This is a genomic window from Mycoplasma phocoenae (assembly GCF_012934855.1).
GTDB lineage: Bacteria > Bacillota_I > Bacilli_A > Mycoplasmatales > Metamycoplasmataceae > Metamycoplasma > Metamycoplasma phocoenae.
Genome location: NZ_CP051481.1, coordinates 415,384 through 436,984, shown reverse-complemented (window position 1 = coordinate 436,984; position 21,601 = coordinate 415,384). Strand labels below are relative to the sequence as shown.

The following is a 21,601-nucleotide window of genomic DNA, read 5'->3' as shown; positions in this document are numbered from 1 at the left end:
TTGTTTATTTTATTATTTTTTCTGTAATTCCATCATGTTTAACATTGACACAAATTTTTCAGGTGATAATGATGCATTACCAACTAAAAAACCAGTTATTTGCGGTATTTCTAATAAATGCATTATATTACCAGGGTTTGCGCTACCACCATATAAAAATTTACATTTAGGTAATTTGTTTTGTAAAAATTCAAATATAGGAGCTAAATGCTCATTCGAAGCAACCAAACCTGTACCAATAGCTCAAATTGGCTCGTATGAAATAATAATATCAGCCGTTTCATCAACTCCGTCTAAGGCAATATCTATTTGTTTACTGATAATTTTTAATGTTTCTTTAGAATGGAACTCTTCAAATGTTTCTCCAATACATAAAACAACTTTTAAATTGTGTTTTAACGCTTCTTTAATTCTTAAGTTTATCTTGTTTGAATCATCGTGAAAATAAGTACGTCTTTCCGAATGACCAACTATAACAAAATCCATCTGCATATCCGCTAGTTGATTAGCGGATATATCACCTGTATATGCTCCTTTTGTATAACAAGATACGTTCTGTGCCCCTATTTTTAAAACATTATTTTCTTTTGCTAACAATTGTTTGCAAATAAGATTTGTATAACTAGGTGCAATTGCAAAGAAAATATCAGTACTATCAGGATGAAGTTTATTCACTTCTTTAATAAAATTTATATTTTCGCTATAATTAACATTCATTTTGTGATTACCGATTAAATAATATTTTTTCATTTCAACTCCTACATCTTTTTTTATCTAATTATATTTAATAAAGAATTTTTTTAACATTTTTATTTTTGTATTTTTTTAAAATTGTGTTATGATATTAGTGATTCGATTATTATATATAATTGGATTTATCGTAAATGTCCTACCGAGGTAAAATACCTTATTTCAATGAATAATAAAAAACAGCGGCTGAGGTGGCTGTTTTTAACCATTTAGTGTTAAAATGTTATTTATGGAAAAAAATATTAAAAAATCAATTTATCAAAATGGAAAAATAAGCTGAGATTATTATTTTATGTCTTTAGCTAAATTGAGTGCACAGCGATCAAAAGATCCCAATACAAAAGTAGGGGCTTGTATAGTGAATCAAAATTATGTAGTGTCATTAGGATATAACGGCATGCCAAAAAGCATTAACTGTACAAACGCTAATAATGATCTTGACAACGATTTAATTTTTTCATGAGAAAAACCAGCAGTTAAAGAAGAAATATTAAATTCTAAATACACATATGTTGTACATGCGGAAGCAAATGCAATTATCAATGCAAACTTAACGAACTCTAAAATTGGTGAAAATGCAATAATGTATATAACTCATATGCCTTGTTTCAACTGCGCTAAATTAATAGTTCAGTCTAAAATTTCAAGAATAGTATACGCCGAAGATTATAAAAATGATACTGAAGAAGGTAAGGCAAGTATGTTAATACTTGAAAAAATGGGTGTGAAAATTGAAAAAATTAATCAAAATTTTGATGTTATTTTAAGGGCTCACAAATAATAAAAACAACAAAAAAACGTTCAAAATTCTCGTTTTTTTGTTGTTTTTATTAATAAATTCATTTTTTTAAAAATCCTTTGTGCTTCGTTGAAATATAATTAAAATGTGAAAACAATTAAGGAGAGAATTTATGAAAATTTTAGTAGTAGGAGCAAACCACGCAGGAACAAGCTTTTTAAGAACATTGAAAACAGTTCACCCAGAAGCTGAAATCGTGTGTTATGACCGTAATACAAACACATCATTTTTAGGATGTGGTATAGCAGTATGAGTAAGTGGGGAATTCAAAGATCCATCGGGATTATTTTATTCATCACCACAAAGTTTAGTGAAAGATTACAATATTGATTTGAAGGTAAATCACGAAGTTATACATATAAATAAAGAGAAAAAAATTGTTACTGTTCGTGACAACGCAACAGGAAAAGAATTTGAAGATACATATGATAAATTGGTTTTTGCCGGTGGAACATGACCGATAGAGCCACCATTTAAAGGTAGAGAATATAAAAATATAATGCTTTCTAAATTATTCCAACATGCAGAAGAAATTGTTAAAGCAGCTGAAGATAAAAATGTTAAAGACGTAGTAGTTGTTGGAGCAGGATACATCGGGGTGGAATTGGTGGAGGCTTTCCACATTCAAGGCAAAAAAGTTACTTTAATCGATTTACAAGACAGAGTAATACCTAATTATTTTGATTCTGAGTTTACAGATGTTATGGAAACTAATATGAAAAAATTAGGTATTAATCTACGCTTAGGAGAATCAGTTAAAGAATTTAAATCAAAAGATAATGTAAATGTTTCTAGTGTTGTAACAGATAAAGGAGAGTACGCAGCCGACTTAGTAATATTATGTATTGGTTTTAAACCTCGTACAGATATGATAAGCGGAGTAGAGAAATTACCGAACGGAGCTATTGTTGTGGACGAATTTAATCGTTCAATAACCGATAAAGATATATATGCTATTGGGGATTCATGTGCTATGAAAAATGTTGTAACAAACACTCAGCACCATACAGCATTAGCAACTAATGCTGTTAAATCAGGATTAATTGCCGCTTTAGACATTGCGGGATTACACATTCCTTTCCCTGGTGTAGCAGGAACAAACGCTATAAACGTATTCAATTGCCATTACGCTTCAACTGGTTTAACAAAACAAATGGCATTAAAATTAGGGTTTAAAGATGAGGATGTTGCAGAACAAATTTGAACAGATAATGATCGTCCAGAATTTATGAACACCTATGAAAAAGTATCATGTAAAATAGTGTATAATCCAAAAACATTTAAATTGTTAGGTGTACAAATTGGTTCATGAGGTAAACAAGTACATACTGAAGTAATTTATATGTTTGCTTTAGCTTTACAAAAAGGTTTAACGCTACCTGAAATCGCTTTAACAGATGTATACTTCTTACCACACTTTAATAAACCATTTAATTTCTTTTTAGTACCAATATTAAATGCATTAGGAATTAAGTATAAAGCTTAAATGTAATTAATAAACAAAAAAACAATGCACAATTAATGCATTGTTTTTTAAAAATTTATTTAGTTTATGAATTTATACAAAATTCAAAATTTATCATTTTTATAATTTCTTCCAGTGGAATATCTCTAAATGCTAAAAATAAATCAAAAAGCTTTTGTATATTTTTTTTGTCTTTAATCATCTCTGATCTAGTCAATCCTGAGTTTTTTAGCATTTTAATGTATGCTTCTTTAAAGGCTTCTTTTCCGATATTATAAGATACAGCTTGTGCTGGGTATCCTAAGTAACGTTTTGGATATTCAGAAATATCAGAAGGCGAACTTAAATTTTTAATCATAAATTTTCTTTGGTCTTCAATAGATAAACCAGAACCAATATTTTGATCCGGGTTATTTATAATTCCGTGTAATGCTGTATCCAATACTAAACGATTATCACGCATTTTTTTCTCATTTAAATATCCGTAATATTGTAATATATTACCTATTTTAATTGCGTTTTTTGTGGCTTGTTGATCATCTAAATCTTTTTGGACAGATTTGGCCAGTTTTCAGTATGTTCCGCCCGCTACTTGTTTCATATAATTAATTTGTTCTTCTGTAGCATCATTAGATATGATTGGTAAATAACCATTAGTTGATTTTGAAAAATCTACTGGTAAAACATCAAATGTTTCTTTTTCAGAATAATCGGGTGTACCATATCATCCAGATTCTAGGGCAAATCATTCAACAAATAGCCCTCATCCTTCAGAAAATGATGCAGATTCAAAACCAGAAAATATATAAAAGTCATTATTTTCGGTAGCCATATATTTATTTGAATATACATTTTGAACATGATGTCCCATTATTGTTTCGTGATTTACGAAAGAAGATAAACTTCATTTAGGCAATCCAAAATAAGGTTTACCATTAAATGAAAAATTGTTAAAACCGTATGAACCCAAACCATTATCTGATTCATTATAAACAGTTATATTTGCATCTTGAATTTCTTTAGCAAAGAACGATTTTGAATATTCTTTCGTTTTACTGTATCATAGATTATATTCTTTTAACGCTTTTATGGCTGCTGCATAAACTTGTTTATTAGTTAAATTGTTATTGTAAACTCATTTATCATTCTCGTATTTTTCTGATTTTAAGTACTTAAAGCCTTTTCTATCTAAAATATTTGCGTAAATTTTATTATCTTGATCTTGAATGATGTTATCAATTTCACTATTTGTTAAATCGTTTTCTAATCCATAGTAAAATTCATCACTTGTAATGAATTTATATCAATTTTCCATGTCAACTTTATTATTTTTAATAATATCAACGGTAATATTTTTGGTAATTCCTGGATTTGATTCATTAGCTAAAAGTTTTAAATCGTTAAATCTTATATTCGCTGATCAATCTTTATCTTTTTCTCCGGTAATTACGGCAGCTAACTCTTTAATTACTTTGTTTAATAAAATTAATGATTGCTCTGATTTTTTGATTCCTTCATCGTATATTTCTTGTGGATTTTTATTCAATGAAGTAAATTTAAACAATTGTGCTTTATAAATTTTATCAGCAGCTTCTTTATTCGCCATTCCACTAATACCTATATTTTTGGCTTTTATTTCTTTATTAGAATAACCAAAACCATATACAGGCACATTTTCCATAGTTCTTTCACCTTCGCTATTTAAAGAATAGGTTTTAAAAAAAACTGTATTTTCCGATTCATAGTCTTCGTCATTAGAGTTGGTTTTATTTGTTTTGCTGAATACTATTGGAGAAGCTTCAGAATGAGCATTTTCAAAATATTCGGTACCATAAAATTTTAAAAACTTAATTACTGGATTATTAATATTGTTTTTTAACATTTCTTCATTTTCTAATAATTCTTTCAAAGTTATAGAAGTTTTTTCAGATTTTATAAAATTTGTTATGATATCTGAAAAACTATTTCTCAATGCTTTCGCTATTGTTTGTTTTACATATAATTTTGAATGCGTAATTCCTTTTGAAATACCCTCTTTTAAATTATTGATAAGTTGATCAATTACAGATTCTTCCTTTATTTTGAAGATTTTTTTTAGCTGTGCATTGCTATCAAATTTAAGCATATTATCGTCTGCTATTTTTTCAGCATTTCACCCCAATAATCTCATGTCTGATTCTAAAAATTTAATATCTATTTCTATGTTTTTTATTATTTGAGATAATCACACTTTTTGTTTAGTTGAAGAATCTTTGTTTTTTAATTCTATGAAATGTTCCATATTACTTTTTTCAAAGTGTAATAATTCATTTTGTTTTTGTTTTGTTAAAAAACCTTTTTGATCATTTGCAAAAAATTGTTTTCTTTTTTCTAGAAAATTATTGTAATCATTTTCAATTTTCTCACTTCTTGATGTGTCTTTATTTCATTTTTCGTTAATATAATTTTGTTTATATCATTCATTTTCTCTATTATTTTTTACTAATTCAAGAACTTTTGAATCATATTCAGCTTTTAATTCATTTAATTTGTTTTTGTTTTTTGAATCTAAATCAGCTATTTCAGTCTCATATTTATTTTTTAATTCATTTAATTTGTTTTTGTTTTTTGAATCTAAATCAGCTATTTCAGTCTCATATTTATTTTTTAATTCATCTAACGTTTTTAAATTGTTTGTATTTTCGCTACACGATATAGCCAATACGGGTAAAGTGAATGTAGAAACTACACCCGCTAAACTTAATAAGTTTTTTATTTTCATTTTCTTTCCTTTCTAATGTTTATAATTTTGAAAAAAAAAAAAAAGAATAAAAAAAATAATACTTAAAAAATGTCACAATACAATTTTAATTTACTTTAAGACGTATTTTTTTATGGTAAATTTTTACTTAGTTTTTTTTGAATGTTTACATAGTAAAAAAATGCAAAATTTTTAAATAAAAAATAATCCAATAAAAAAACTATATCAGAAAAAAAATACAAAAATTGTGTATAATAAAGCAGTTACTTGTTGTAACCATTCCAAAAAGGTTTAAGCATAGCACCTTAAGGATGAGCCACTACTATAATTAGGAGGACATCAATGTTCGCAATTATCGAAACCGGTGGAAAACAACTACTTGTTAAAGCAGGGGACACAATTTATATCGAAAAAATCGAAGGTGAAACTGGTGAAACAGTTAACTTTGATAAAGTTATATTAACAGATAAAAAAATTGGTACTCCATACGTTAACGGAGCTATTGTTTCTGGAGAAATCCAAAAACAAGGAAAAGCAAAAAAAATCGTTGTTTACCGTCACAACGCCAAATCAACACATAAACGTAAATTAGGTCACCGTCAACCATACACAAGAGTATTAATTAAGGAAATTAAGGGGTAATAAGCAATGGCAAAAACAAAAGCAGGTGGAAGTACCCATAACGGCCGTGATTCGGCCGGAAGAAGACTTGGTGCTAAATTAGCAGACGGACAATTTACATTAGCTGGGGGAATTATTTATCGTCAAAGAGGAACAAAAATTTTCCCAGGTAAAAACGTTGGTATTGGTAAAGATGACACTCTATACGCATTAGTTGATGGTATTGTAAAATACGAATCAAGACGTAATAGAAAATATGCTTCAGTTTATGAAATAGTAGAAGAAGAATAACATCTTTTTAAAAGCAACATCAATTGGTGTTGTTTTTTTTATATAAAAAAATACTTGTTTGGCAAGTATTTTTATTAATTATTTTTCAATGATAATGAATTCTTTTTTATTTTTTTTCAGTAAAACATATCTATTTTCAAAATTATTAAATTTAATTAATTCATTTTCATCAGTCACTATATAATCATCATATCTTATTGATTCATTATTCATGAATTCACGAAATTCACGACGAGAAGAAACAATTTTATTTCCGGTCATAAAATCTATAACTGACTCATTATTGTACTGATATGTTTTTAAAAATCCTTTTAATAATTCAATATCATCAAGTGTTAAATCCAATAAAGTATTACTAAATAATTTTTCACTAACCGATACACATTGTTTTGCAATTTGTTCCGAATGAATAATTTTAACTGTTTCAAATGCCAATCTTTTTTGTGCTATTCTTTCGCGTTTATTTTCATTATGTTGTGTCATAATTTGCGAAATTTCATCAATAGTTAAAAACGTTAATCACTTCATTAATTTCTCAACATCTTCATCTGATTGATTTATTAAATATTGATAGATATTGTATGGACTTGTCATTATTGGATCTAATCACAATGATCCTCCGCCATAACTTTTACCAATTTTTTTACCGTTTGATCCTGTTAATAGATTACTTGTCAGTGCCACAGCTTTATGGTTATCTCCATGAATGTTTTTAATCATTTCTAATCCAGTAGTTATATTACCTCACTGATCACTTCCACCCATTTGTACCATTACATTGTGTTTTTCATACAATTCTTTAAAGTCTCACCCTTGAAATAATTGATAAGTAAATTCAGTAAAAGTCATCCCGTTTTCTAAACGTTGTTTAACTGAGTCTTTCGCTAGCATATAATTAACATTCGCATGTTTACCAACTGTTTTTAAAAAATCAACAATTGTCATATTTTTATAAAAATCATAGTTATCAATAACTTCTAATCCAAAAGATTGTAATTGTTTAATAATGTGATTTTTATTATTTAATAATTCCTCATCGCTTAAAAATTTTCTTTCGCTATCACGAAATGACGGATCACCAATCATTCCAGTAACTCCCCCAACGATCGCATAAACTTTATAACCCGCATTTTTAAATCTCATTAAATTAATTATGGTGATGTAATTACCCAAATGTAATGATTTGGCAGTTGGGTCAAAACCCGTATATACTCCGCTAGATTTTTCCAAAGAATATAATTTATCAAAATTTGAAACATCTTTCAATATTTCACGATCTTGTAAATCCTTAATTAGTTTTCTCATAATACTCCTTACTGGTAAGAAACAACGACGACTTAAGTATAATATTGTCCCTTTTAAAATTATTATAAATGATTATAATATAATTCAATATTAAATGTATATGAAATAAATATATTATAAAACGGGGTAATATCATGAAAATAGCTATCGTAATAGATTCAAGTTCTGGATTAACAGAAAAACAAGCAAACTCTATTGGTTGACATTATCTACCAATTCAAATCGAAATCGATGGAGTGACATACGAAGATGGTGTAAGTGTTGATTATTCAACAGTTTTTAAACATATAAAGCAAGATTCAAAAGTACTAACAAGCGCTTCTAAGCTTGGTTATGCAATCGAAATGATTAACAAATTAAAAGAAACTCATGATTTGGTTGTTTTTTATCCAATTTGTATAAAACTTTCAAGTCAATACCAAAACATCAAAGTTGCTTTTCAAGATGATGAAAAAGTTTTTATAGTTCCTTCTGAAGGATTGCAAGCAATGATTGTATTACAATTATTGGAATTTGAGGAAAGAATAAAAAATGGGGTTCCTTTTGAAAAAGCTATTGAAATTTTTTCAACACACAAATGCGATGTTATGTTAATGCCCGCAAATACTGATGCATTATTAAGAGGCGGGAGATTAAGTCCGGCAGCAGCATCAATGGCTAAATTATTAAAAATTGTGCCAATAATAAAATTGGAGCACGGCGGTCTTGAAAAATATGGCAAAGGTCGAGTGTTTGAAAAAACAATTTTAAAAGTTGCAAAAGAAATTCAAGAAAAAAATCAAAATAAACGTATTGTTGTTTTACATGCTGATAATAAAAATGTAAATAATTATGCAAAACAAATCCAGGAATACACGGAAACAGATGAACCATTTATAACAACAATCGCCCCATGTATCTCAGTCCATACAGGAAAAGACGCGATTTCTGTAGTTACTGAATATGGTGAAAAATTGATTGAAAAATATTTAGATAAATTAAAAGAAATTAAATCAAGATAGGAGTAAAAATGAATAAAAGTATTGAATTTGTAGCCAAACAATTAAAAATTAAAGAGCAGCAAGTTGAAACAGTTTTAAAATTGCTTGCCGAGGGAGCGACAGTCCCGTTTATAAGTCGTTACCGTAAGGATGCAACTGGAGGATTAGACGAAGAACAAGTAGAATCGATTGATAAGATTTATCAATACGATGTCGAATTAAATAAACGTAAAGATGCAATTATTGAAATATTGAAAAACAATAAATTATTAACACCTGAAATCGAAGCAAAAATTAACAACGCAGTAACAAAATCAGAAGTTGAAAATATTTACGAACCTTTTAAAGTGGGTAAAAAAACCAAGGCAACTGAAGCTATAGCTTTAGGCCTAGAACCATTAGCAATATCAATTATGGAAGCTAATGATAGAAAATTCAATCCATACGAAGAAGCTAAAAAGTATTTAACTGAGCAAGTTACAACGATTGAATTCGCTATAGAACAAGCTCAATTTATTATCAGTCAAATAATGAGCACTAACATTGAAGCCCGTGAATATGTAAAAAATCAAATCAATCATTTCGGAAAAATTGTAACAAAGATAAAACGTGGGGCAGCTACTAAAGATGAAAAACAAGCATATAAAAATTATTACGACTACAGCGAACCTGTAAAAAGAATTGCAAATCACAGAGTATTAGCAATATCACGTGCAGAAGATGAAAAAATTATTTCATACACATTTGATTATTCAAAAAGTTTTATGAAACAAAAAATGAATAAAATATATTACAAAATCCCTTCAACAGGACCGATTATTGTCAATAGTTATGAAGATGCGCTTGATCGTTTAATTTTACCTTCTATAGAGCGCGAGATTAAAAGCGATTTATTTGCAAGAGCAGAAAAATCCGCGATTGAATTATTTGCTGCTAATTTAGAAGAAATGTTATTAGCGCCGGCTGTAAAAAATAAAACAATTTTAGCGATTGACCCCGCATTTGCTAATGGATGCAAAATTGCCATTATTTCGCCAACTGGAGAATTCTTATATAAAGCTAAAATGTTCCCAAATCCACCTCAAAACCATACTGAACAAGCATATTCAATAATGGTACAAATAATTAATAAATTTAAACCAGACATTATTGTAATTGGTAATGGAACAGCATCAAGAGAAACGGAAACATTTGTGGCCAAAGTGTTAAAATCTCATCCTAGCTTCAAACACATTAAATACGCCATTGTATCAGAAGTCGGAGCAAGCGTTTATTCAGCCTCAAAAATTGCGATTGATGAATTCCCTGAATTAAGTGTTGAAGAAAGAAGCGCAATTAACATCGGACGTAAATTCCAAGACCCATTGAATGAATTAGTAAAAATCGATCCCAAATCAATTGGTGTTGGTCAATATCAACATGATTTAAATCAGAAAGAATTAATGCAAGCATTAGGCTTTAAAGTTAACAAAGTAGTTAACCAAGTAGGTGTTGATGTTAATACTGCAACAAAAGAAATTTTGGCTTATATTTCAGGATTATCAGCTAAAATAGCATCAAATATTGTTGAATACAGAAATGAAATTGGTAAATTCAGAAATCGTAATCAAATCAAAAAAGTTAAAGGCTTAGGGGCTAAAACTTTTGAACAAGCCATTGGTTTTTTAAGAATTCATAATTCAGAAAACTTTTTCGATAGAACTCAAATTCACCCAGAAAGTTATGACAAAGCTGAAGCTTTAATTAAACAATTAAACATTAATTTAGAAAACATAGATATCGATTTATTAAATAAAGCAGATAAAAACGAATTAGCTAAAAAATTGAATTCAAATCAATATGAGATTGAGTTAATTATTGATTCCTTAACCAATCCAACTAAAGATATCAGAGATTCAAAAGATGGTTTAATTTTACGCGATGATATTTTGGATAAAGACGAACTTAAAATAGGGATGCAATTGCCAGGTACAGTTGAAAACATTACTGATTTTGGAGCATTTGTGTATATTGGTATTAAAGAAGCTGCATTGATACATATTTCTAAAATGGGAGAAAAATACATTAAACATCCAAGCGAAGTATTGTCAGTAGGGCAAAAAATTAATATTGAAATTATTAATATTGATACAGCACGTAATCGTATTGCAGCAAAATTAATAACAAAGAAATAACTTTTTTAAAATAACACGTTATTCGGTATATATTTATCGATTTATGTGTTATTTTTGTTTTTTTATTAAAAACACGTATATTGATAAATATTTATAAAAATAAAGCTTACTTACTTTTTAAAATCGAATATACGTAATTTGATATAATTTAATTGACAAGGGTACTGTCTATGGACGGTTGAGATTATACCTATAAGCTGATCATGGTAATGCATGCGTAGCGTAGTTGTTTTTTTAATATACGAACTCTTGTCAAGTATGATAGGAGTTTTTTATTATGAAATTTAAAACAGTGAAATTAATAACATCTCTTTTTAGTATAACAACACCTGCATTGGCAATTTCGTGTACCACTAACGAAAAAACTATAGATGTTGAAAATTTAGAAGACATTAAAAGTAAATGAGACACAGAAATTACAATATATAATAAATATATCAACCCTGGTTTCCGAGGTAGCCCTGATGGTTTAAATTTTGTCAAAGAGTTAAATAAACGTTTTAATGACTTAAAAAATAAAGATCCTTTAACTAAAAATTTAAAAAATGTCAAATTTAATTTCCAAGTTCAAAATGATGCTAATACTATATACAACGAATTAGAAGCTGATAATAAAAAATATGATATCGGTATTATGAATTATACGAATTTATACACTAAGTTTTTAGGTATTGAAAACCCTGATTATCAATTTAACCCCACAATAAAACTAGTAGCGCAAACAAATACTAAAAAATTTATATGGCAAACTAATGCAAATACGTATTACACTCGCAACAAAATGAATAAAGAATTATTAGAATCAGCCGATCAAAACAATATTCATTGATTTAAAAATACAAATTTAGAATACCCAGACTGAACTAAAGATAAACCATTGTTTGAAAATTCGGCTTATTCAGAATTTTATAAAAAAAATGAATTAACTAATATTTATAGAGGAGCTATATATATAGCCGGTAATGAGTCTGAAAGAAATCAAATAAAAAAAGATTGGGAAGATAAAAACTTTTTCAAATTTGTTAGTCATGGAATTACGTTTGAAAACACTGACAGTGCTAGCGGTTATAAATATCAAGTAGCTTTAATGGCTCGTCACTTTGGTAAAACAATAAAAGAATTAAACGAATATTTTAGTAATACGCAAAACAAAAACGTTGTTAAAAATTTACATATAAAAAAAACATTGGGAAAAGCCACATCTGGAATCGTTCCTAAAATAGGTTTTTCTCCAGAAGGAGAATTAAATTGAATTCTTAATACAAAAGGTGATAATTATTTCAAACCCGATGGATTTGTATCGAAACAAAAGTTTAATGATCCTAATAACAAGGTAATCAGAACATTTATATTTACTAATCCTGCAGGTTATGATGTAGTATTAGGGAGAAGAAACTTAAGTGATAAACAAGTAGATTTAATAAGTCAGACATTGCAATCATTTAACATAGAAGATAATTTGTATGGCGCATATACTGGGTACAATAGATTTTCGAAAATTGATAAAGAGTTGTTTAAAAAGTTTATATTATTGCAAATTCAAGCTGAAACAACAAAGGATTTAATTGATGAAATCTAAGCAAAAAATATTAGAAATTAAAAATCTGTCATTCAATTATTCAAAAAATTTAAAAATATTTAATGATATTAATTTGGATATTAAAAAAGGTGAAATGGTAGCAATTATAGGTAGTAGCGGTGTGGGTAAAAGTACATTATTTAAATTATTAGTTAAAAGTATTTTACCTCAAAGCGGGATAATATCATTATTCGGCTCAAACATCAACGAAATAAAACCTAAAGAATGAAAGAAGATAATTGACAAAATTGGTTTTTTGACTCAGAAACCTAATTTAATAATTTCAGATAGTGTATTTATGAATGTAAAAAGATCTATAACTCAATATAAAAATAATTTTTATAAGTTATTTTCTTTAATAACAAACGAACAAAAAATTAATATATTTAAGCAATTGGATGATTTAAATATATTAAGCAAAGCATTTTATAGAGTATCTGATTTGAGTGGAGGTCAACAACAACGTGTAGAAATAGTTAAGTTATTAGTAAAAAATTCTGAACTAATATTAGCTGATGAACCCACTAGCAATCTAGATCGACAAACATCACAAGATGTACTAGATATTTTAAAGCAACTAAAAAAAGAGAAACAATTAACTATTTTAGTGAATATACACGATTTATCCTTTTTAAAAACCCATTTTGATAGAGTTATTGGAATAAAAGATAATTCAATTCAATTGAATAAACTAACTAAGGATATCAAAGAATGAGAAATAGAAAAAATAATTCAAAAAAACAAATAAAAATTAATAAAAATTTTTTTTACTATCAAGTAGAAAGTTATTCTGATAAATCTTCCAAAAAAATTAGACCTTTTTATTTTCATATATTTTTACTATTATTTATAGCTTTAATTATCGGTTTGTGATTCAGTATTTCCAACAAAATAAGAATTGAAAATATTGACATTTTTATAAAAAAAACTTCAAATTTATTTGAATTTAAAAATAAAAGTTCTTTTTGAGGTTTATACACTGAAACAAATTTAATCAAATTAGTTTTTAAATTTTTATATATATCTATTAAATATGGATTAGTGGGTACATTTATAGGATTTTTACTAGCATTCGCGACATCTTTAGTATCTACAGAATTAGTTACTAATAAATATTTAAGTAAAATTAATAGAATACTTATTTTAATAATAAGAGCCATTCCAGAAATTGTTTTTATTAAGCTGTTTATCAGTACTTTTATGAATGAAATGAGTTTATTATTTGTTTACATTTGATTCACATGGTTATGATTACATAAATACTATTGTGAAATATTAGACACAATTGATAGACATGAATATTATGTGTCTATAAAACAAGGAAATAATAAATTTAATGCTTTTAAAAAAGAAATATTACCAAGAATAAAAAATAGATATTTAACGTTGTTTCTGTTTTCATTTGAATCCAATATCAGATGAACATCAATATTAGGAATATTATCTTTACCTGGTTTAGGTGCTTTAATAAAGCATGGTTCTCAGGATACATACTTCTTTAAGGAATTAGGAATACCTTTAACTGTTTTGATTTTATTTGTTTTATGTTTAGAATTTATAAATATCAAATTAAAAAAATGTTTATTTGAACACAAAACAAAAGAACTAAAATATATCGAAAAAAATAAACAAGACTTGTACAAAAAATTATCAAAAAAGAAAAATTATAAACAAATCATTTTATCAATTATTCTTGTATTATTAATTGTTTATTCAGTAATAGTATTAATACAAACACCTTTTTTAACTCATAATTCCAATTCATCAAAACAATTTTTAAAAGCATTTTTTACTCCTGATTTCAGAGAAATGAATTGAAGAGGCTCGAATAGTATTTTCAGTCTTTTATCCGAATGCTTTACGTTTGCGTTATTATCAATGTCATTGACTATTTTGATTTCATTGGTTTATTTAAGATTTATGAGTACTAAACTAAATAATAAATATACTTATTTTTTAGCTAGAAATTTAAATTCTTTAAACCGTTTAATTCCAACTGTAGTTTTATTCTTATTGTTCAAACCATTGTTGAGTTCACCATTATTATTAATATTAATATTATTAGGAATACATGAGAGCTCAAACATATCAAAACAATTAGTAGAAGCCATTGATAATTTAGACGAAGAAGTAATTAAAAACTTAAAATCACAAGGTTATTCTAACAACTATATTTATAAAAAATATGCATTACCATCAATAAAACATATATTTATCAGCTTATCAATATTTTATTTTGAATTAGCCTTTAGATCTTCAATAACATATAGTGTGTTCGCAAATGAAGATTTGCACTTAGGAAATGAAATATGAATGAATTTAGACATAAATACAGTACCAAAACCAAGAGTAGCAATGAGCTATGTATGAGTAGCTACAATATGCATACTATTAATAAATTCAATAAATATATTAATCAACCAAAAGATATTTAAAAGGAAAAAATATGAATACAAAATATAAAAAAATTTTACTATTTGGAAAATTTATGTCTATTTTAACTGCAGTAACTAGCTTTTCAACTTTGGTTAGTTGTTCAGAAAATAAAAAGATCATTGATGAATATTTATCAGAATCTGATGCTGATGAATTATTCAATAAAAATGATTCAGTCATTACCATCCCAGAAAATGTAAAAGTAATTGGTAAAAATGCTTTTAGGAATTTTTATAAGTTGCAACATATTAATTTACCTAAAAACCTGCAAGCTATAGAAGAGGGTGCGTTTGATAATACATCTATTGAAACAGTTAAACTCCCAGAAGGTTTAAAGAAATTAGGTGGATTTAGCAATACGAAAATAAAAAACATAACTTTACCTCAATCATTAACAGAAATTGAATTACACACATTAGACAACACAAGAATTAGTACATTGAATTTAAATGAAGGTTTAAAAACCTTAGGAGGATTTGCCAATACGAAAATTAGTTCCATTAATCTGCCTGAGTCAATAACAAAAATACTTAAAAATACTTTAGATAACACTAGAATAACTGAACTGAATTTACATGACGGAATAAAATCAATTGGGGGATTTGCTTTAACAGGTATAAATAAAATTAATTTACCAGATTCAATTTCACATATTGAAGAATATAGTTTTAATAACACGCCTATCAGTGAAATTACATTGCCTAAAAAATTAATAACTTTAGGAGGATTTTCAAGAACTAATATTAGAAATATCGTTATTCCAGAAACTGTGCAAATTATAAAACCTAACACGTTGAATCATACTGAAATACAAAACATTATCTTGCCTAAAAGTTTAAAAGAATTGAATGGTTTTGCTTACACTAATATTGAAACTATAACAATTCCTAACGGTACTATTAAAATAGGTTCAAATACTTTGGATAATTGTAATAAATTAATTACAGTAAATTTACCAAATACTCTAAAAAGTGTAGGGGGATTTTCTCAAACCAAAATAAGAAGAATAACTTTACCGGATTCAATAATCGAAATACTGCCTGATGCATTTTCAAACAACAATATTTTTTCAATATCATTACCTAAAAAACTTGAAATATTGGGTGGTTTTAAACATACATTTATTTCTGATATTCAAATACCAAGCTCAGTGAAAATAATACACGCTAATACATTTGATTTAAATAATGACATACAAACAGACAAGGTTAATTTAGTTTTACCAGAAAACTTAGAGCAATTGGGTGGTTTTAAGTATTGAAACATTTCAAATATCAATTTACCGAAAACATTGAAAAAAATTTTGCCAGAAACTTTAGATTACACAAAAATTAATAAAATATCGTTGCCGAAAGAATTAAAAGAATTTGGAGGATTTGCCGGTACTCATATAAAAACTATTTCCTTACCAGAAAGTTTAGAAGTGATTCACAAAAACACATTAGATGACACTAAGATAAGTGAAATTGTGTTACCAAACAATTTAAAAAAACTGGGTGGTTTTAAAAATACAAAAGTAAAATCTTTAATAGCGCCAAAATCATTAAAGGAGATATACGATGACACATTATCAAACACACCTTTAAATAACTTGAAATTGAATTATGGTCTAGAAATATTGGGTGGTTTTGAAAATCTTTCGAATATTTATAGTATAGATTTACCCAATACTATACACACTATAAAACAATCAACATTTTACAATCACTCATTCTCGGAAATTACCTTACCTAAAAATTTAAAAAAACTAGGTGGGTTTGGAGGTAAAAATTCTGAAATTACTAATGTATATTTACCTGATACAGTTGAAGAAATGTACAATGATGCTTTCATATATAACTCTTTAATTAAAGAAATCAATCTACCTAAAAATCTTAAAATTTTAGATGGGTTTGGTTGAACAACTATTTCAAAAATCGAAATTCCAGAAAACGTCATTAAAGTTGGTGGATTTAATTTAACAAAAATTAAAGAAATTCAATTACCGGATAATGTGCTTGAATTTAAAGGATTTCATGATACAAAAATCAGAAAGCTAATTTTACCTAAAAACGTTAGAATAGCAGAAATAAGTCCAAGCCATTGAAATGCTTTAGACACGATTGTAATTGAAAGCGAATGATTAAAAAACAATGAAGAATGATATTCGGAACTTAAAAAATACAAACAAATAACTATTAAAGAAAATTTAGGGGACTAAAATGAAAAAATATAAAAAATTATTAATAATCACAACATTGAGTGTTTCCGCTCTTTTTCCAACTTTAATATCAGCACAATGTTCATCTAATATTACAAAAAAAACAAAAATTAATGAGGAATTTTTTGAGAACGTAAAAATAACAGTAGATGATTTCAATAGATCTGCTCAGTATTTTAAACAAAATATAGACTCAATAATTCCGGATAGTGATTTTCCTTCTGATGATTATCAATTTCTAGTAAAAGAAGTTTCATCAAACGATGAAGAAGAATTAATTGTAAGTTTTGTTTTTGTAAATATACAAAGTAAAAAGGAAACTAAAATATTTACACAAAAAATACAAGGATTGAATACTATTTTTGATGAAGCGAAATATATTCTGGAATTAAAAATAGAAAAAGCTAAATCAATGAAGGGTACATACACAGACATTAATGAGGAAGAAGGTTCTTTTAATAAAGCCAATGAATTCATACAACAAGCAATTGATTCTTTAGAAAGAGTAACAAACACTTACAATAAAAATAAAACTAATTTATCTTTCACGCAAAAACAAGATTTTAGCAACCAATTAAATAATATAGGTCAAATTTTGGATAACAAAATGTTAGAGTGTGAAACAATAGCTAATCAAACAGATGACGCAAAAAGAAAAATAAAACAACAAAAATTCGAAAAACAAATTTTCATAGCTGAAGATACATTAAAAAAACTCACAAAGATTTCAGCTATTAAACATTTAGAGAACGAATTAAATAATGCTAAATTAATTACAAAAAATAATTCTAGATATTACGCAGTAATTACTGAAGAAACAAAAACACTAATAAAGGTAATAGAGGAAGCTCAAGCCATTGAAAAGAAAACTGATAAAGAATTGTTAGAAACGTTTTTAAAAACTGAGCACGTTTATTTAAATAAAATCCAAAGAATGATAGGTAACATCGATGAAAGTGTCAAATATCAAAAAGATGTTACAACAATATTTTCAGAAGTTAAAGAGAAACTTTCCGAAGAATCAAAAAATTTTGATTACGCAAAACAAGAAAAAACAATAAGAGACAATATTGAAAAAATATTAAATGAAATAAAAGATACAATTTTAATTACTGATACAATTAAACAAAATTATGAAGATGATATCACTAATTTAAATGTATCAGGGAAATATAAATATATTTATAGCGATTCATTTCAAAATTTCAAAAAATTGTCGAGTGTGATTCTTGAAAAAGGAATAGAAAAAATTTTTCAAGGTTCATTCAATAATTCCCCTATTACAAAATTAGTTATTCCGGATTCAGTCAAATATTTAGCGGGATTTCATAACATCAAATTAACTGAATTAATATTGCCAGACAGCATAGAAGTAATTAATTTTGGGTTTAACAATGTTGAAACACTAAATCAGGTGTCATTCAATGAAAATTTAAAAATTGTAAAAGGATTTAATAATTCAAATATTAGTGAGTTAATACTGCCATCAACAGTAGAAGTGGTTGAGGGATTCAAAAATACGCCCATCAAAAAAATGAAAATAGGTTCAAATTTAATAAAAATGAACATTAATGCTAATGAATTAAACGAAATAACAATTGATAGTAATTTTAAAGTAAAAAATGTTTTAAATGAGCAAACTATATATAACGTTACAAATGACATAACGAGTACTGATAAAGTTGTTATATCATTACAAAATTTTCCAAAATTAAAACATATTTATGTTCCTGATGAGGCAATGAAATTAGATTTAATAAAATGTTTAAAAAATAAAAATGATGAAATATTAAATACTTCTCAATACACTGAATACTTAAAACATTTTAAAAAATTATTCGAACTTAAAAAACAAAAACAAAGTTTATCTTCTACTGAACTTGATGATGAAATTAATTTAATTGAAAAGACACTTCACAAAATTGATAAAGAAATAAAAACAATGTATTCCGACAACATTGACAGCCTTTTAAAAGATCAGAAATTTAAATACTTAGGAGACGATTATATTTCGATAGCTAAATGTGTTTTAGAGAATAACAATGATAAAAATGAATCCGAAAAAGGTAAGGACTACAAATTTATTAGCTTAATTGAATCTGAGATGACACACACAAGCTCTTTAATTGAATATTTATCGCTTATTCAATTGATAAAAGATGAAATAACCAATAATAGTTTTCAAATAAGTAGTGAAAATATTAAAAAATTAAATATTGACATTAAAGATTACTACGAAGAAGATTTAGCTTATTTCAATAAAATTTTAAATGAATCAAACTTGTGAAATCAAATTATCATAGTGAAAAAATAATATGAAAAAAATACTTTGACCCATACTTTCAGTAACAACTCTCGCAATATCTTCTTCAGCTATTTCTTGCAATTATACGAAGGATATCGAAGAATTACACGAGGGTAAAGAGTTTGATTTAATACAATTATCTGATCAATACAAAATAAATGCAAAAAAACTTACTTTATATTCTGAAAAAAATTCTGACATTAAGTATGTTGATTTACAAGAATGAATACACAAATTAAACGGTTTTTTAAAATCAGATTCTTTCAAATGCATTAAAAAAAATAAAGGTGTTTATGAGTTTGAATCAGAAAAATTATCAGTAATATTCAATGCTCAACAAAACAAAATATCTTATATTGATTCAAATGTGTTTAAATTCACCGAAGATGTTATAAATACAGATTTTGACAAATACATTAAATATGATAATGAAAACATAAAAACGAAAAAAAATTACACGATTGATTTAAATGAATATAATTACAATATTTATGATAACAATAACAGTATTTTCATTCCTTTTTCAATTTTTAATTTATTATTTGTTTCACAAAATTATTGCAATTTTTATTTTAATGGAAGCGAAATTGTTTTTAACTATTTTGTAATCGACAAAGATACAGATACTAAAAATTATGACAAAACTAAAGGCAAAAGCAAAAAAAATAAAACACCCACAATAAATGAGCGTTTAGAAACATACAACTTTTTGTGTTTATTATTTGATAACTTTTACGGAATAAAAAGTAAATTTTTAAAAAGTAACAATTCTAAGAATTTTAATGATTTTTTTACTAAGACTTTTTTAAAAGAAAAAATAATAAGCACCGATATTTATCAAAACGCAGAAGCTTATCAAAAATTTATTTATAGTTTTATAAACGAAATGCACACAATGATAGCTTCGTCTTCTTATTATGATAGCGAAAGATTCGATCCTTACTCAATAGGGGATAGTTCAAGATTGAAAAAATTTTATGTAAAACAACAAGAAATTAAAAAAATAAGATCTTCTAAAATTGATTCAGAAAGTACATTTTTTAAAATTTACAAAGACACGGCATTTATATATTTAAATTCTTTTGAAGTAGGAACAACGGAACAATTAAAACGTAAAGATTCGTGAAAATTTGATTCATATGAATTAATGGACAAAGCATTTAAAGAAATTAAAAACAATAAAAATGTAAAAAACATAATGTTAGACTTATCGTTAAATTCAGGCGGAACTATTGCTGGTATGGAAAAAGTTTTGGGATTTTTAACTAATAAAAACATAACATTCAGAATATTTGAAACAGGTATAGATAAATTATTTGAGTATGATTTCAAAATAGATACAAATAAAGATTTTGTATATGATGAAAAAGATGGATATTCAAAATTCAATTGATACGTGTTAAGTGATTTAAGTACATATAGTGCTGCAAACTTGTTTGTAAATGTAGTTAAACAAAATAAATTGGCTACAGTTTTAGGGAACAAAACTGGAGGGGGTATGTTTTCAGTCTTACCCGTTGTGTTGCCTGATGGAACAAGTTTAACTATGTCGTCAAATTTAAGCTGAACAGCAGCTGATAATAATGCGATTGATTCATTGGATGATGTTTCCTGAATCGAAGATGGTATTGAACCGGATGTTAACGTGAATTATATGGCTTATATGAATTATGATGTTATGAGACAATACATGATCAATAAAAATGCCGGTGATAAAGCATTTAATAACTATCTTATAGAAATATCAAAAAAAACTTACACAAACATATTAGCAAATGTCGAACTTTATTTAAACAATATTAAACAATCACAACAATTTGATTCTTTTAATAAAACATTACAAGAAAATAAAATTACCGATTTGGACACATTAGAAATGATTCAAAATAAAATCACAAACTTGAAAAAATTATTCGAGTTAGTTGAATTTGAATATAAAAAAATCACGTTATAATT

At 26.5% G+C, this 21,601-nt stretch carries 15 protein-coding genes; 12 read left to right on the top strand and 3 right to left on the bottom strand.

The window, feature by feature from the left end; all coding sequences use genetic code 4:
• Positions 1 to 12 precede the first annotated feature (12 nt).
• Positions 13 to 750: a triose-phosphate isomerase family protein gene (locus tag HGG69_RS01815; protein WP_169605100.1), complete on the bottom strand. Its 738-nt coding sequence runs from the start codon at positions 748 to 750 to the stop codon at positions 13 to 15.
• Between the two features lie 229 nt (positions 751 to 979).
• On the opposite strand from HGG69_RS01815, the gene HGG69_RS01810 reads away from it, so the two are divergent.
• Positions 980 to 1,531 (top strand): deoxycytidylate deaminase, encoded by a 552-nt coding sequence (locus HGG69_RS01810; protein ID WP_237077105.1) that lies wholly within the window; start codon positions 980 to 982, stop codon positions 1,529 to 1,531.
• A 130-nt stretch (positions 1,532 to 1,661) separates the two neighbouring features.
• Positions 1,662 to 3,035, top strand: coding sequence for an FAD-dependent oxidoreductase (locus HGG69_RS01805; protein WP_169605099.1), 1,374 nt, complete (start codon positions 1,662 to 1,664; stop codon positions 3,033 to 3,035).
• 64 nt (positions 3,036 to 3,099) lie between these two features.
• Here HGG69_RS01805 and HGG69_RS01800 read toward each other — a convergent pair whose 3' ends face one another.
• Positions 3,100 to 5,775, bottom strand: coding sequence for a DUF885 family protein (locus HGG69_RS01800; RefSeq protein WP_169605098.1), 2,676 nt, complete (start codon positions 5,773 to 5,775; stop codon positions 3,100 to 3,102).
• A gap of 321 nt (positions 5,776 to 6,096) precedes the next feature.
• Between HGG69_RS01800 and rplU the strand changes: the two genes are divergently transcribed.
• Both rplU and rpmA read left to right on the top strand, forming a co-directional pair.
• Complete coding sequence (gene rplU, locus HGG69_RS01795; protein WP_169605097.1) at positions 6,097 to 6,396, top strand: 50S ribosomal protein L21; 300 nt, start codon at positions 6,097 to 6,099, stop codon at positions 6,394 to 6,396.
• Positions 6,397 to 6,402: 6 nt separating this feature from the next.
• Positions 6,403 to 6,666: a 50S ribosomal protein L27 gene (gene rpmA, locus HGG69_RS01790; protein ID WP_169605096.1), complete on the top strand. Its 264-nt coding sequence runs from the start codon at positions 6,403 to 6,405 to the stop codon at positions 6,664 to 6,666.
• A gap of 78 nt (positions 6,667 to 6,744) precedes the next feature.
• Here rpmA and tyrS read toward each other — a convergent pair whose 3' ends face one another.
• Positions 6,745 to 7,971: a tyrosine--tRNA ligase gene (gene tyrS, locus HGG69_RS01785; protein ID WP_205852856.1), complete on the bottom strand. Its 1,227-nt coding sequence runs from the start codon at positions 7,969 to 7,971 to the stop codon at positions 6,745 to 6,747.
• A 134-nt stretch (positions 7,972 to 8,105) separates the two neighbouring features.
• On the opposite strand from tyrS, the gene HGG69_RS01780 reads away from it, so the two are divergent.
• From HGG69_RS01780 to HGG69_RS01745, 8 genes are all read left to right on the top strand, one after another.
• A complete protein-coding gene (locus HGG69_RS01780; RefSeq protein WP_169605095.1) occupies positions 8,106 to 8,972 on the top strand; it encodes a DegV family protein in 867 nt (288 codons plus the stop codon).
• A gap of 8 nt (positions 8,973 to 8,980) precedes the next feature.
• Positions 8,981 to 11,125, top strand: a complete 2,145-nt coding sequence (locus tag HGG69_RS01775) for a Tex-like N-terminal domain-containing protein (protein ID WP_169605094.1) — start codon at positions 8,981 to 8,983, stop codon at positions 11,123 to 11,125.
• A 277-nt stretch (positions 11,126 to 11,402) separates the two neighbouring features.
• The gene (gene cypl, locus HGG69_RS01770; protein ID WP_169605093.1) at positions 11,403 to 12,704 is read left to right on the top strand and encodes an ABC transporter thiamine pyrophosphate-binding lipoprotein p37/Cypl; all 1,302 of its coding nucleotides are present in this window, start codon (positions 11,403 to 11,405) and stop codon (positions 12,702 to 12,704) included.
• A complete protein-coding gene (locus HGG69_RS01765) occupies positions 12,694 to 13,452 on the top strand; it encodes a phosphonate ABC transporter ATP-binding protein (protein WP_169605092.1) in 759 nt (252 codons plus the stop codon). Before cypl ends, HGG69_RS01765 begins: the two co-directional genes overlap by 11 nt.
• Complete coding sequence (locus tag HGG69_RS01760) at positions 13,416 to 15,167, top strand: ABC transporter permease subunit (RefSeq protein WP_169605091.1); 1,752 nt, start codon at positions 13,416 to 13,418, stop codon at positions 15,165 to 15,167. Before HGG69_RS01765 ends, HGG69_RS01760 begins: the two co-directional genes overlap by 37 nt.
• Positions 15,151 to 17,340, top strand: coding sequence for a leucine-rich repeat domain-containing protein (locus HGG69_RS01755; RefSeq protein ID WP_169605090.1), 2,190 nt, complete (start codon positions 15,151 to 15,153; stop codon positions 17,338 to 17,340). Before HGG69_RS01760 ends, HGG69_RS01755 begins: the two co-directional genes overlap by 17 nt.
• A 1-nt stretch (position 17,341) precedes the next feature.
• Positions 17,342 to 19,654, top strand: a complete 2,313-nt coding sequence (locus HGG69_RS01750; RefSeq protein WP_169605089.1) for a leucine-rich repeat protein — start codon at positions 17,342 to 17,344, stop codon at positions 19,652 to 19,654.
• A gap of 1 nt (position 19,655) precedes the next feature.
• A complete protein-coding gene (locus HGG69_RS01745; protein WP_169605088.1) occupies positions 19,656 to 21,599 on the top strand; it encodes a S41 family peptidase in 1,944 nt (647 codons plus the stop codon).
• The last annotated feature ends 2 nt before the right edge of the window (positions 21,600 to 21,601 follow it).